The sequence below is a fragment of the Bhargavaea beijingensis genome (assembly GCF_900101985.1).
GTDB lineage: Bacteria > Bacillota > Bacilli > Bacillales_A > Planococcaceae > Bhargavaea > Bhargavaea beijingensis.
The window spans coordinates 100,549-114,247 of sequence record NZ_FNAR01000003.1; the positions used below are offsets into that span (position 1 = coordinate 100,549).

Genomic DNA, 13,699 nt, shown 5'->3' on the forward strand with positions numbered 1-13,699 from the left:
CCGTTCAGAAAGCGTTTACACTAAATATTCCGAAAAATTCTATTGACCTGATAACTTATCAACCCTATAATGAGACCCATTATCCTTGAAGGAGCCTTGGCCTCATGAAACAGTTCTTTTCCAACCTGCTCAACGGCATGAGCATCGGGATTGTCGTAGCTCTCATACCCAACGCACTATTGGGCGAAATTCTCAAATTGCTCATCCCCCACTTCCCTTCACTCCAGCATGTGCTGGATATTACGGTTTACGTGATGAGCCTGCTGCCGGTCATTATCGGCGTCATGGTCGGGGTTTCCTTTAAGCTCACCCCGATCCAGACGGCGAGCGTCGGAATTGCAGCCATGATTGGCAGCGGCGCGGTCGTCAAAAATACGGAAGGCGTCTTTACCTTATCGGGAATCGGCACCACTCTGAACATCGGGATTACCGCTGCCCTCGCTGTGCTGTTCGTCAAGCTTCTTGGGGACAAGATGAAAGAATATGCGATACTTGTCATCCCGACGGCGACCATCCTTGTCCCCGGCATGATCGGTTATCTTCTTCTTCCTTACGTCAAGGGCGGGTCGATGATTGTCGGCACTGGCGTTGCGTACCTGACGCAACTGCAGCCGGTCTTTATGGGAGCAGCCATTGCCGTCGTCTTCTGCGTACTGATCCTTTCGCCATTTTCGACTGTCGGCGTGGCGACCGTCATTATGCTGTCCGGCATCGGAGCGGGCGCTGCCAATCTGGGCATCGTCGCGGCCGGGGTCGGCCTGGCCATCGCCAGCTACAAGGCGAACTCCCTTGGAACCGCGCTGGCCCATGTGCTCGGTTCTCCGAAGATCCAGATGCGGAACTTCCTCATGAAGCCGAAAATCGCCTTCCCTATGATCCTTTCCGCGGCCATCCTCGGCGGGATAGCGGGCGTCCTGAACATTCAGGGCACCCCGTACAGTGCAGGCTTCGGCTTATCGGGCCTGGTCGGTCCGCTGAACTATATGAAGCTTGCCGATGGCGGCTGGACCCTCGGGAACATCTCCATCATGCTCGGCAGTTTCATCATCCTGCCGATTCTCCTGAACCTCGGCCTGATCTACGTCTTCTCACGCAGACTGAAAATGATCCGTGACGAGGATTACAAATTGAATTTTGATTGATGGCAGGAGCCTGTCCTTTGGGGCAGACTCTTTTTTGTGTAAGGGATTGAATATGGGACAAGTACTTGGAACTGAGAACTGAATGCTTCCAAAGTGACTTCGAATGCTTCAAAACGCTCCCTGAAGCACATGAAAACGCCGACCCTCACAAGAGTGCCAGCGTTTTCTTTCAATTTCACCAGACTGCTACCGAGCCGTCGGTTCTGGATTCCGTGCCGGCTTCAAGCACGCCGGTTTCAGGGTTGCGCCAGATGATCTGGCCGCGGCCGAAGCCGCCGGAGTCTGTCGCAATCTGGATGTCGTGGCCTTTCCGCTGGAGGGCCTGTGCAAGATGGAGCGGGAAGTCCGGCTCCACCTGGACGGTCTTGCCTCCGGTCCACTGCCAACGCGGTTGATCAAGTGCGGCCTGTGGATTCAGGCGGAAGTCGACCGTGTTCGAGACGACCTGGAAGTGGCCCTGCGGCTGCATGTAACCGCCCATGACACCGAACGGGCCGACCGCCTCTCCGTCTTTCGTAAGGAAGCCCGGAATGATTGTATGGTATGTCTTCTTGCCCGGCTTTAGATAGTTAGGATGCTCCGGGTCGAGTGAGAAGTCAGCGCCGCGATTCTGAAGCGCAATACCGGTACCCGGGACGACGATGCCCGATCCGAAGCCCATATAGTTGGACTGGATAAAGGACACCATGTTGCCTTCTCCGTCAGCCGCAGCAAGATAGACGGTACCGCCCTTCGGCAGTTCGTAAGGCTCGGGGTCGATGGCCCGGTCACTGATGACGCCGGCCCTCTTCTGCGCGTACTCCCTTGAAAGAAGATGCTCCGTCTCGACAGGCATCTCATCAGGCTGGGTAATAAACGCCTTTCCGTCTGTGAAAGCGAGTTTCATCGCCTCAATCTGACGATGGAGCGTTTCAACTTCCCCGTACTTTGGAATAATCCCATCCGCAGAATGGATGTTCAATCCCATTAATGCAACCATACCCTGGCCGTTCGGCGGGATTTCCCAGACGTCGTAGCCCCGGTAATTCGCCGACACCGGCTCGACCCATTCCGGATGGTAAGCTGCAAGATCTTCTGTACTCAGGAAGCCGCCGTGTTCCTGTACAGCTGACGCCATTTTTTCCGCGAGAGGGCCTTCATAAAATGCCCGGCCGTCTGTTTCACCAATCTGGCGGAGCGTATCGGCATGGTCCGGGGACTTCCAAACCTCACCAATTTCCGGGGATCTTTCATTTGGTGCGAAAGTATCAAACCAAGCCTCAAAGGTACGTGCCTCTTCAGATGACTGATCGGACAACGCCTTGAATTTATCATAAGCAATCCGCCAAAACTTACCTAGGATCGGCGTGAGCGGGAAACCTTCTTCCGCTAGCCTGATAGCAGGCGCCAATGTCTCCAGCAGACTTAATCTTCCAAATTTCTTCGATACTTCTGCCCAGGAGGCCGGTGCACCTGGAACAGTGACAGGGATTGCTCCGTATACCGGCATCTTTTCATGTCCCTGTTCCCTTACTTTTTCAGCAGTAATTGATTTCGGCGACGGACCGGATGCATTCAAGCCATGCAGTTTTCCTTTGGTCCAGATCAGAGCAAACGCATCTCCTCCGATTCCGTTACTCGTCGGTTCAACGACGGTTAAAGCAGCTGCCGTGGCGATTGCAGCATCTATAGCGTTGCCACCTTGGCGCATGACTTCAATGCCGGCTTGTGCCGCCAACGGTTGACTAGTCGCAACAATTCCGTTGTTAGCGAACACCGTATTTCTGTATGATCTGAATGGATGGTAAAGATAATCCAATTTGCATCCCCCTTTGACTTGTCTTTATAGCTTCAGACCGGTCCTACTCTTGAACCTGCGCAGCAGGACGTGGCTCTCCACCCTCGTAATTCCGTTTAATGCGTACAATTTTTCATTAATGAAACGTTCCAAATCAGGAAAGTCTTCCACCAGCACGTGGACATGAAGCGTCGACGGACCTGTCATCTGATAGCAGCTGGCGACATCCGGTATTTCAACAAGTGAGTGTGCGACCTCAACGAGCGATGAGGGCTCACAATCCACCTCGAAAAAAGCAGAAACTCCTTTGCCCACCCGTTCGCTGTTAATCACCACTGTAAATTTCTCTATAATGCCGGCTTCCTTCATATTCCGTATCCTGTCTCTCACTGCAACACGTGACAAATTCAATTCAGCTGCAATCTCAACGTACGAACGCCGGCCGTCTTCAACCAACAAATTCAATATTTTCTGGTCTATGTTATCCAAAATAATCCCTCACTTAGGAAGATTAATTGCCTAACATTTATTATCCCATCCCCTCATTAAAATTACACTTATTCATCAGTAACCACCTAGAAAAACGGCCCCATAAATCAATGCTGCAAGGACGACAATGGTCGGGCTGATTTTTCTGACCTCCAAGAGTACATAGCCGACAATGATCAGGATTGTCGTATGCACAACTCCGATCCCGCTATACGAATCGAAAAAGAAATCATATGTCATTAAACCAAGTAACACTGCAATTGTCGGGCGTACCACTTTCGTTAGCTTCTTGACCGCAGGGGACTCCTTGTATTTCATCAGAATCCCAAGAAGCATCAGCAAAAGCATGAGCGAAGGTGCGACTGTCGCAAATGTAGCGACAAATGCACCAAGAATCCCTCCTTGGTCGAACCCGATATACGCAGCCATTTTCGTGGCAATCGGACCCGGTAGGCCATTCCCGAGAGCAACAATTTCACTGTATTCTTGGGTCGTAAACCAGCCATACCGGTCGACCACCTCATGTTCCAAGAGGGGGATGGTGGCGGGCCCTCCTCCGTAACCAAGCAGATTAGGCACAAAATGGGCAATGAATAATTGCCAATAAATCATTTTTCGCCCTCCTTACGCCTCTTTTTCCATTTTTCGAACGGAACAAATGCCGAAAGAATCAGCACCACAATAAGGATCGCCGGATGGATGCCCAAAAACCCGATCAGGATGATACTTAGGACAGCCAAAATACCCGCTACCCACCATCCGAGACCATTGCCTGCTTTTTTAATAAAATCAATCGCCATTACACCGATCATGACACCTGCGATTGGGATAACACCCTTCGCCATTCCTTGGACCCATGGCTTATCTTTAAAAGCATTCAATAGGGTCAGCAGTAAAACCATCAAGATGGCTGTTGGCAGAAACGAGCCAATCAGGCTCACCATCATTCCCCAAAATCCCTTGAGCCTCCAGCCGATATACCCTGCCAGCTTTGTATTGATCGGGCCGGGAAGAGTATTGGCAAGGGCCAGGATATCGGAAAACTCATCATCATCCAACCACTTATACCGTTCCACCACTTCATTGTGCATAAGAGGAATGGCGGAAAGACCGCCTCCATAACCGAGCAGGCCTGCCCTGCTAAACGCAATAAACAAGTCTTTGTACATTCTAATCCGATCCTTTGCTTTAAAAATAATCCCCCCACCTTAAGAGCTTTGAGTCATTCCGGTATCGCTCTTGCTCTTAAAATTATTATAAATCCCATAAGCCATGGAGAGAACCGCCAGCACAATCAGGACAGCAGAGATCGGACGTGTCATAAACACTGTAAGATCAGAATCGATCGTGATTGCCTGCCGGAGATTCTGCTCAATCATCGGTCCCAAGATAATTCCTAGAATAAATGGCGGCAATGGAAAGTCGTTGCTCTTCATCCAATAGCCAATCAAGCCGAAAATCAGGAGGATCCAAACATCAAATGTCCGGTTGTTGACAGCAAAGCTACCCAGCACACAAAGCATGAGAATGAGTGGTATCAGTACATGCTGAGGGATATCGGTGATTTTCAAGAATGCCTTAATTCCGTAGCTCTGGACAATCAGCATAAAGATCGCCGCAATAAAGATGGAAATGAAGATTCCATACACCAGGACCGGCTGATTTTGCATCAGTAATGGTCCCGGCTGAATTCCATGAATGAGGAGCGCACCGAGCATCATGGCGGTCACCGCATCTCCCGGTATCCCAAAGGCTAACATGGGGACAAATGCACCGCCGATTGACGAGTTGTTTGCTGATTCCGCTGCAATAACACCATCTTTTGTGCCTGTCCCGAATTTCTCAGGCTGTTTCGAAAACTTTTTGGCAATATCATAACTTAAGATGTTCGCGATACTTCCCCCGGCCGCCGGTAAAATCCCGACAAAGACACCGATCAAACTGGACCTGATTACATTCAACTTGGATGTCCATATATCCTTAATCGTTTTCACTAGCGGATAACTAACATTCGAATTGAATTTGATATCTAAACTGTCAGGAGGATTTTTAATGTCAGACATCAGTTGAGAGAAAGCAAAGACCCCGATCAAGACCGGCAAAAAGTTAAAACCTGCCAGTAATTCTGTAAATCCATATGTAAATCTACTTGTTCCAAGAAGCGGGTCTGTACCAACAAGGGAAAAAGCAATTCCGATGGACCCGGCTATCAATCCTTTTATCAATGAGCCTTCACTCAGGCTTGCAATGGCACTAATACCGAATAGCATTAACGCAAACATTTCCCACGGTCCGAAATCAAGAGCCCATTCAGCCAATATCGGGGTCATGAAGATCAAAACAATTCCTGAAATAATGGTACCGATGAATGATGACCATAGCCCGACTGCCAGCGCTTTGCCGGCCTCTCCCTTTTTGACCATGGGAAATCCGTCAAATGTTGTTGCCATTGCTGATGGTGTTCCCGGTATTCCTAACAAACAGGCTGTGATCAGCCCACCTGAACTGCCTCCAACTTGAACGCCCATCATCAGGGCTATTCCGTTGATAGGATCCATACTAAAGCTGAACGGAAGCGTTAGCGCGACTCCCATCGTAATGGTGAAGCCCGGAATACTTCCCACGATAATCCCCACTACGACACCAATCAACAGAATAAGGATCGTTTGCACATTTAGTATTGACTCAACGCTGAGCAATAAATTCTCCATATCTTCTCACCTCTCTTTTGCCGTTATTAAAACAGTCTGCCTTTAGGCAGATAAACGGACAGACCGTATTGGAAAATTAAAAATAAAACTACCGTGACCAGTACTGAACCTACAACTGCCGTTATGTATCGCTTTTTTCCCGGCATTAGAAACAGATAAAGCGTTAAAAGGAAAACAAATGAACTGATGAAATAGCCAACCTCTTGGAGCAAGAGAATATAAGCTCCGAAGATCAGAAAAGTAATCATCACTTTTCGATTGTCTTTTATTAATGCCTTCCAGTTTGTCTTTTCCCGCACATCTGCCCTGTGCTTCACCATGGTATAAATGGCATTGATGAGCAGGCAGAGAGCAAGGAACAGCAACAAGCCGATGATGATTTTCGGGAAAAAGTCTGCTTCCGTCTTGGCTGCTCCCCGGACAGGAATCTGTAAGACCCCTGAATAGGCCACTCCGCAAAACAAAATGACTACCAACGCATTGATTGCATCCCTTTTTGCCGTCTTCACATAATCACTCCTTTGCATCAGTGGATTTCATCAAATCTTTCTTTTTGAAGGTCTTTGCAGAAATCCACCTTCTTTTTGATAATCATCATATTCAAGACCTTCAAAATTGTCAACAAACTTTTCGGACAATTAAAAACAAATATGGCTTAATTCCCTTACAAGTGATTTGTAAAAGAGGCAAGTGCCTTTCTTTATGATGGAAATCAGAAATCATAAAAGAGTATTCAAAAGAGATTGACTTTTCTTCTTTGTCAATCTATGATTCATTTTATTAAACTAAAAGAAAGAGATGGTGATGTATAACTCGATTAATTAATCGAATTACAAGAACCTTGCTTTCGAAAAGTAATCAAATGTACAAAAAGGAGGATTTTTTTGAGAAAGAAAATCATTTTGTCAGCACTTCTGCTTTCATCAGCTTTACTGGCTGCATGTAGTGATTCGGAATCCTCTGCGGGAACTGATGCCGGCACATATCCGGAAAAACCGATTCAACTGGTTGTCCCATGGAGTGCCGGCGGGGACACAGATGCGATTTATCGAATTGTAGGAGATGAACTTTCAAAAGAACTAGGCCAGAAAATCGTCATTCAAAATGTCGCAGGAGCAAGCGGCGTTGTGGGAGCTCAGCAAGCCAAAACTGCAAAAGCGGATGGCTATACACTGCTTGCGGTTCATGATTCAGTAGCCATGTCTCAAATGACTGGCCAGTAAGATTTTGGGTACAGCGACTTTGAACCGGTGGCCCTCATGACCTCCTCATACGACTTCATTGCTACAAGCCCGGAGAATCCATGGAATTCCATGGAGGATCTGATTGAGGATGCTAAAAACAATCCTGGATCAATTACCTATGCCGCTTCCATCGGCTCAACCTCTCAACTTGAACCAGTTCTGATGGAATCCGTTGCGGACGTTAAGCTAAACATTGTCGGCTATGACGGAACAGCTGAAAGAATGAAAGCAGTTGTGGCAAATGATGTATCACTCGGAAGCGTTTCTGCAATCGCAGGGAAAGACTACATAGCGGATAACCGAATGAAACTGCTCGGCTACAACGGAGAAGAGAGGAGCAACGTGTTGCCAGACGTTCCGACACTAAAGGAACAGGGATTAGACATGGCAACAGGGACAAACCGTGGCATTGTCGCGCCTAAAGGAACACCAGAGTCCATCATTAAGAAACTGAACGATGCGCTTGAGACCGTATCGAACAATGAAGAATTTATCGAAAGAATTGAAGGCCTTGGCACAGAGGTGAATTTTAAAAACTCCACTGATTACCTGGAATTTATCGACCAAAGCGAAGAAGAGATGAGGGCACTGCTCGAAAAAAGCAATTTATTGAGTGAATGATTGTTCTTTTGGAAAGGATGAAAGAAATGAAGAAGAAGCTATGGATGCTCATAGGTCTCAGTCTGGTCCTGGTGGCACTTGCTGCCTGCAGTAGCGACACAGCTGAGAAAGCCGGCTCCTCTGGAAGTGTTTACCCGAACAAGCCTATTCAACTGATTGTCCCATGGGATGCTGGTGGAGATACGGATGCGGTAAATAGAATTGCAGCAGAAGAATTAGAAAAGGTTCTGGATACGACAGTTGTTGTAAAAAACATTGCCGGAGGCAGCGGGGTCATCGGTTCACAGGAAGCTCTCAGCGCTGAACCGGACGGCTATACAATCCTCGCTGTTCATGACTCCATGGCGATGTCAGAACTAACAGGACAAGCCGGCTTTGGCTTCTCTGACTTTGAACCGATCTCACTAATCACATCAACGTACAATATGATTGCCACGAACCCTGAGAACCCGTGGAACTCTATGGAAGATTTAGTCGCAGACGCCAAGTCAAAACCAGGCGAAATTTCATACGCTGCGTCAATCGGATCGATTTCTGAATTGGAGCCTGCCCTGATCCAAACCGGAGCAGGGATTAAATTTAATATTGTGGGCTATGACGGAACGGCCCAGCGGATGAAAGCTATTGTTGCCAACGACGTCGCACTTGGAAGTGTATCCATTGTTGCCGGCAAAGACTATATTGAAGGCGATAGGCTGAAATTCCTGGGGTATACAGGTGAAGAACGAAGTAAAGACTTCCCTGATGTTCCGACACTCAAAGAACAGGGAATTGACGTTGTATCAGCTGCCAACCGAGGATTTGTTGCACCAAAAGGAACTCCTGAAGAAATAATCAAAAAACTGGACGAAGCACTTAAGCAAGTAACCTCCAGCGAAAACTTTATTACAAAATTGGAATCACTCGGCACCGAGGTGAATTATAAAAATACCGAGGATTACAAAGTATTCATTAAAGACTTGGAAACTGATATGGAAGAGTCTCTGCGGGATAGTGAGCTGATTGATTAAAAACTAAAAATTGCAGAATGGCCGATGCAAAAAGGTCATTCTGCTCTTTTGATTGATATAGACATGTACACCTCCAGCTTGGCGTATGATTTTTTAACAAGCTAAAAAGGAGCATACTTCATGACCACCGGCCTCCTCATCATTCTTCTCCTCGTCCTCATTCTGCCGTTTTCCGTGAAGCCGATTGAGCGGCAGCTGGAACTGTTCCTCCTGGTCATGGGAATCGCTGCGGCCATCATTGGCGGAATGATGAACCGCGAACTGCTCGGACAGGCCTTTTCCGATCCACTGCCGATCACCTTTACCGTACTCGTTGCCGGCATCGTTTTCCGCCTGTTTTACCGGCGGCTTGCCGGCGGCATCCGGTGGTTGCGGAAAGTCATGCCCGATCGGCTTCTTTATGCGTTGCTTGTCATCGGGCTCGGCCTGGTCTCAAGCATGATCACTGCCATCATCGCGGCGCTCGTGCTCGTCACGGTGACCGGCACGCTTGGTCTTGCAAGGCGTTCAGAGATCCGGCTTGTGATCCTTGCGTGCTACTCGATCGGGCTTGGCGCCGCGCTCACCCCGATCGGCGAGCCCCTTTCCACCATCACCGTGCAGAAACTGAATGCCGAGTTTTCATTTCTCTTTAACCTGATTGGCCTCGACGTCCTCACAGCCATCCTGCTGTTCGGGATGCTTGCGGCTGTCTGGGTGGACCCGCCGGGAAAAGAAGCCGGCGGCACCCCGCCGCCGCCCGAGCCTGTGTCGTCCATCTTCACACGTTCGTTCAAGGTCTACCTTTTCATCATGGCGCTCACGATGCTCGGTGCAGGATTCGAACCCTTGATCCGCGAGCATCTGACCGATGTGGAACCTGGTACGCTCTACTGGATGAACATGCTGTCCGCTGTTCTCGACAACGCCACACTGGCTGCCGCCGAAATCAGCCCGCTGATGCAATTTGACTCCATCCGGGCCATTCTTCTCGGCCTCCTGATCAGCGGCGGGATGCTGATCCCGGGGAATATCCCGAACATCATCGCCGCAGGCAAACTCCGGATCTCCAGCGGCGAATGGGCGAAATTCGGCGTTCCCGTCGGACTGGTGGCGCTCGTGGTTTACTATGTGATCGGAATCTGGTGAGGAAAGGTTGGGGTGATTGGCGGTTGCTCCGGAAACCCGGTTGAGTGCTTCCAATCGGGAGACGAGTGCTTCGAAAGTTTTGGCGAGTGCTTCCAAATGGGGAGTCAGTGCTCCGTCACGCGATCCCAGTGCCTCCATCCAATTCATACAAAAGCAGGAGGGGGAAACATCCTATTCCCCCTCCCGCTTGATATTCATCTCTTCTGTTTCCGATTGTATCGGGCCGCTTTCGTCAGGTCCTTGCGCTGCTTTGCGCTTGCCATCCTGGCACGGGCGTCGGACTTCTGTTCGATATAGGCGATTTCCCGCTGAAGCTTAAAGTAGCTCACGAGCCGGTCTTCCGACAAGCGGCCGTCTTCGACCGCCTCCCGGACCGTGCAGCCCGGCTCTTTCCCGTGCCCGCAGTCACGGTACCGGCAGGATTCCGCCAATTCATCGATATCCCTGAACCCGGAGTCGAGTCCATCTCCCTGGTCCATCAGCTGGAGTTCCCGCATCCCCGGCGTATCAATCAGGCAGGAACCGCCCGGCAGCGGAATCAGTTCGCGGTGGGTTGTCGTATGGCGTCCCTTCGCGTCATCTTCCCGGATGTCCTGCACGGCCATCGCTTTCTTGCCCGACAACGCATTTGTCAGGGTCGATTTGCCCGCGCCGGAAGAACCGAGAAGCGCAGCCGTCACCCCTTCGCCGAGAAAACTCCGGACTTCGTCCAGCCCTTCGCCGGTCACTGCACTTACGGGCACCGTATCAACCCCGAACGCGACGCCACCGAGTTCATCCAGATAATCGGCCGGGTTTTCGCACAGATCCTTTTTCGTCAGTACAATCACCGGCCTCGCACCGGAATCCCAGGCCGCTACGAGGTACCGCTCCAGCCTTCGGGCATTAAAGTCGGCGTTCAGGCTCATGACAAGAAAGACAATATCCACATTCGCCGCAACAATCTGTTCCTCGACCCGCTGCCCCGCTTCCTTGCGTGTAAAGACCGAGGTCCGGCCGAGCAGCGCATGGATGATTCCTTTTTCCTCGCCCGGCATCTGCTCCACGAGCACCCAGTCTCCGACAGACGGGAAATCCATCCGCCCGGCAGCCCGGAACGCATAGCTGCCCGAAACAGTCGACATCCATTCTCCCCGTTCCGTCATCACCCGGTACATCCGCTTGTGTTCAAGTACCACCCGTCCCGGGATGCAGCGCGAAAACTCGGATGTCGCCATCAGGCTTTCCGCCTGCGTTTTAAATGGATCTTTTAATCCATAGTGAGTCATGTTCAATTTGTTTCCTCCTGTTATTTCCGTGACCATAAGAAAAACCTCCATCAGCTTACCGGCAATCCGGCGGCTTTGGAGGTTCTCAGGCACGCGAAACAGGAGAGCACGTCAAAACGCGCCCTGCAGGCGTGTGAGTCCAGGCCGACCGGATTGTTGCATTGCAATCTCTACTTTAGCCATCTCACATCACCTGCTTTCCGTTGTTGGTAAAAACAGAATACCAAGACAGGGACTGTCCCGTCAATCAGATTCTGCAGATTTCATTCGGATCACTTAAACAGCTGCGGAATCCCATTGATCAGAGAATACCCGCCCATCAATGCCATGGCGACGACCGTGATGATACCGAGAACGGTCAGCTACATCGGATGTTTGTAATCCCCGACAATCCTTGCCTGATAGGCGGCAATGAGCATGACGCCGAGCGCGAGCGGCAAGATGAGGCCGTTTAGTGAGCCCACCAGTACGAGGATCTTAACCGGCTGCCCGACAATGACAAAAACGAGTGTGGAAATCAGAATGAATCACTGATAAACTTCTTCGCGTGACGGTCAATCCACGAGCTGAACGACCGGATAAAGGAAACCGACGTGTAGGCCGCCCCTACGACCGATGTGACCGCGGCGGACCACATGACGACGCCGAAAATCTTGTAGCCGAGGTCCCCTGCCGCCAGCTGAAAGACCGATGCCGGAGGATTGCCAGGGTTCAGTTTGAGTCCCTGGGAAACGACCCCCAACACGGCAAGGAACAAAAGGATGCGCATAAGCGAGGCGACACCGATCGCGGTGACGGCACTTTTTGAAACGACCGGTAAGTATTCCTTCCCCTTGATGCCGGCATCAATGAGCCGGTGGCCGCCGGCGAAGGTGATATAACCGCCGACCGTCCCGCCGACAAGCATGACGATTGCCAGGATGTCCATCTCGATCGGGGCCACAGTCCGCAGCGCCGCTTCCCCGTAGGGCGGCTGCGCGGTGAACATCACATAAAGCGTCAGGGCGATCATGACAAAGCCCAGAATCTGTGTGAAGCGGTCCATGGCTCGGCCCGCTTCCTTCACGACAAAGATGCCGACAGCAAGAACACAGCTGATGATGGCCCCCGTTTTCGGTTCGATGCCGAACAAGACATTCGCGCCGAGACCGGCACCGCCGATGTTTCCGATGTTGAAGGCGAGACCTCCCATGACGACCAGCAGCGCAAGCAGGTAGCCGAGGCCCGGCAAGACATCATTTGCGATGTCCTGCGCTCTTTTTCCGGAGATGGCGATGATCCGCCAGATGTTCAGCTGGGCCGCAATATCGATTAAGATGGAAACCAGTATGACAAACGCAAAGCTGGCCAGCAGCTGCTCGGTAAATACGGTTGTTTGTGTGAGGAAGCCCGGTCCGATGGCTGAAGTCGCCATCAGGAACGCGGCACCGAGCATGACGCTGCGGATTTGTTTTTGATCCACTGTCTGATTCATCGGTTCCCCCTGTGTGTGACATCCGTCTCTCTTTCCCCTTTTCGAGAGCCGGTCCATTTCCTTGAAAACCGGCTGCCGATCTTCTCCACTTTGACGCCTTCTTCAGGCAGCCGGTCCTTGAGCCTGCGGGCAAATTCAAGCGCGGCCGCTCCGTCGCCGTGAATGCAGACCGTGTCCGCGCACAAGGCGAAGTCCGTCTGATCGGCGGTCTGCACCTTGCCCTCTTTCACCATGCGGACGACCTGGTTCGCTGCCAAATCAGGGTCCGTGATCAGGGCGTTCGGTTCCCGGCGGTTCGTCAGCGTTCCGTCAGGCTGATACGTGCGGTCCGAGAACACTTCGTTCGCCGTCCGGAGGCCGATCTTTTCACCTGCCCTGACCAGCTCGCTTCCCGACAGGCCGAACAGAATGAGTTCCGGATTGGCCGCATATACCGCTTCGGCGATTGCCTCCGCCAGAGACGCGTCCTTCGCCGCCATGTTATAGAGCGCGCCATGCGCCTTGACGTGCTGCATCTCGCCGCCCTCCGCCCGGACGAATGCATCAAGGGCACCGATCTGATACAACGTCAGGTCGTACGCTTCCTCTGCTGAAATGGCCATGGTGCGCCTTCCGAACCCTGCCAGGTCCGGGGTTCCGGGATGGGCTCCGATGCCGACGCCTTTTTGCAGGGCCATCCGAACCGTCTTTTTCATGACGGATGGATCACCCGCGTGGAATCCGCAGGCAACGTTCGCGCTTGTGATCAGGTCGAGAATCTCCTCGTCATTTCCCATCGTATAGGCGCCAAACGATTCTCCCAAGTCGCAGTTCAGGTCCACTTGATCACTCATGT

The 13,699-nt window shown here is 51.1% G+C and carries 11 protein-coding genes and 2 pseudogenes; 4 read left to right on the plus strand and 9 right to left on the minus strand.

Going from position 1 to position 13,699, the window contains the following annotated elements; translation table 11 throughout:
• The first annotated feature begins 104 nt into the window (after window positions 1-104).
• Entirely contained in the window at window positions 105-1,142 is a 1,038-nt protein-coding gene (locus BLT01_RS03705) for a PTS transporter subunit IIC (protein ID WP_092094726.1), read from the plus strand.
• 175 nt (window positions 1,143-1,317) lie between these two features.
• On the opposite strand, the gene BLT01_RS03710 is transcribed toward BLT01_RS03705, so the two are convergent.
• The 6 genes from BLT01_RS03710 to BLT01_RS03735 form a co-directional block, all read right to left on the minus strand.
• Entirely contained in the window at window positions 1,318-2,940 is a 1,623-nt protein-coding gene (locus BLT01_RS03710) for a gamma-glutamyltransferase family protein (protein WP_092094728.1), read from the minus strand.
• Between the two features lie 24 nt (window positions 2,941-2,964).
• On the minus strand, window positions 2,965-3,414 hold the full coding sequence (locus tag BLT01_RS03715) for an Lrp/AsnC family transcriptional regulator (RefSeq protein ID WP_092094730.1): 450 nt from the start codon (window positions 3,412-3,414) through the stop codon (window positions 2,965-2,967).
• Between the two features lie 69 nt (window positions 3,415-3,483).
• On the minus strand, window positions 3,484-4,020 hold the full coding sequence (locus tag BLT01_RS03720; protein WP_092094732.1) for a chromate transporter: 537 nt from the start codon (window positions 4,018-4,020) through the stop codon (window positions 3,484-3,486).
• A complete protein-coding gene (locus BLT01_RS03725; RefSeq protein ID WP_092094734.1) occupies window positions 4,017-4,577 on the minus strand; it encodes a chromate transporter in 561 nt (186 codons plus the stop codon). Before BLT01_RS03725 ends, BLT01_RS03720 begins: the two co-directional genes overlap by 4 nt.
• 39 nt (window positions 4,578-4,616) lie before the next feature.
• Window positions 4,617-6,119 (minus strand): tripartite tricarboxylate transporter permease, encoded by a 1,503-nt coding sequence (locus BLT01_RS03730; protein WP_092094736.1) that lies wholly within the window; start codon window positions 6,117-6,119, stop codon window positions 4,617-4,619.
• Between the two features lie 26 nt (window positions 6,120-6,145).
• Window positions 6,146-6,628 (minus strand): tripartite tricarboxylate transporter TctB family protein, encoded by a 483-nt coding sequence (locus BLT01_RS03735; protein WP_176765029.1) that lies wholly within the window; start codon window positions 6,626-6,628, stop codon window positions 6,146-6,148.
• A gap of 393 nt (window positions 6,629-7,021) precedes the next feature.
• Between BLT01_RS03735 and BLT01_RS03740 the strand changes: the two are divergent.
• The 3 genes and pseudogenes from BLT01_RS03740 to BLT01_RS03750 all read left to right on the plus strand — a co-directional run bounded on the left by BLT01_RS03740 (window position 7,022) and on the right by BLT01_RS03750 (window position 10,122).
• A pseudogene (locus tag BLT01_RS03740) lies at window positions 7,022-7,984 on the plus strand (tripartite tricarboxylate transporter substrate binding protein).
• A gap of 26 nt (window positions 7,985-8,010) precedes the next feature.
• Window positions 8,011-8,994, plus strand: a complete 984-nt coding sequence (locus tag BLT01_RS03745; RefSeq protein ID WP_092094997.1) for a tripartite tricarboxylate transporter substrate binding protein — start codon at window positions 8,011-8,013, stop codon at window positions 8,992-8,994.
• Window positions 8,995-9,114: 120 nt separating this feature from the next.
• Window positions 9,115-10,122 (plus strand): DUF1646 family protein, encoded by a 1,008-nt coding sequence (locus tag BLT01_RS03750; protein WP_092094740.1) that lies wholly within the window; start codon window positions 9,115-9,117, stop codon window positions 10,120-10,122.
• Window positions 10,123-10,316: 194 nt separating this feature from the next.
• Here the strand turns inward: BLT01_RS03750 and rsgA are convergent, their stop codons facing one another.
• The 3 genes and pseudogenes from rsgA to BLT01_RS03765 form a co-directional block, all read right to left on the minus strand.
• Complete coding sequence (rsgA, locus tag BLT01_RS03755) at window positions 10,317-11,396, minus strand: ribosome small subunit-dependent GTPase A (protein WP_092094999.1); 1,080 nt, start codon at window positions 11,394-11,396, stop codon at window positions 10,317-10,319.
• Between the two features lie 266 nt (window positions 11,397-11,662).
• Window positions 11,663-12,864 (minus strand): annotated as a pseudogene (locus BLT01_RS03760) (NRAMP family divalent metal transporter).
• Complete coding sequence (locus BLT01_RS03765; RefSeq protein WP_092094742.1) at window positions 12,861-13,697, minus strand: LamB/YcsF family protein; 837 nt, start codon at window positions 13,695-13,697, stop codon at window positions 12,861-12,863. The pseudogene BLT01_RS03760 and the gene BLT01_RS03765 overlap by 4 nt, the downstream one beginning before the upstream one ends.
• Window positions 13,698-13,699 lie beyond the last annotated feature (2 nt).

Coding starts and splice junctions, on each gene's coding strand:
- BLT01_RS03730 (WP_092094736.1), bottom strand. CDS start 6,119: ATGGAGAATTTATTGCTCAGCGTTGAGTCAATACTAAATGTGCAAACG.
- BLT01_RS03725 (WP_092094734.1), bottom strand. CDS start 4,577: ATGTACAAAGACTTGTTTATTGCGTTTAGCAGGGCAGGCCTGCTCGGT.
- BLT01_RS03765 (WP_092094742.1), bottom strand. CDS start 13,697: ATGAGTGATCAAGTGGACCTGAACTGCGACTTGGGAGAATCGTTTGGC.
- BLT01_RS03705 (WP_092094726.1), top strand. CDS start 105: ATGAAACAGTTCTTTTCCAACCTGCTCAACGGCATGAGCATCGGGATT.
- BLT01_RS03745 (WP_092094997.1), top strand. CDS start 8,011: ATGAAGAAGAAGCTATGGATGCTCATAGGTCTCAGTCTGGTCCTGGTG.
- BLT01_RS03750 (WP_092094740.1), top strand. CDS start 9,115: ATGACCACCGGCCTCCTCATCATTCTTCTCCTCGTCCTCATTCTGCCG.
- BLT01_RS03720 (WP_092094732.1), bottom strand. CDS start 4,020: ATGATTTATTGGCAATTATTCATTGCCCATTTTGTGCCTAATCTGCTT.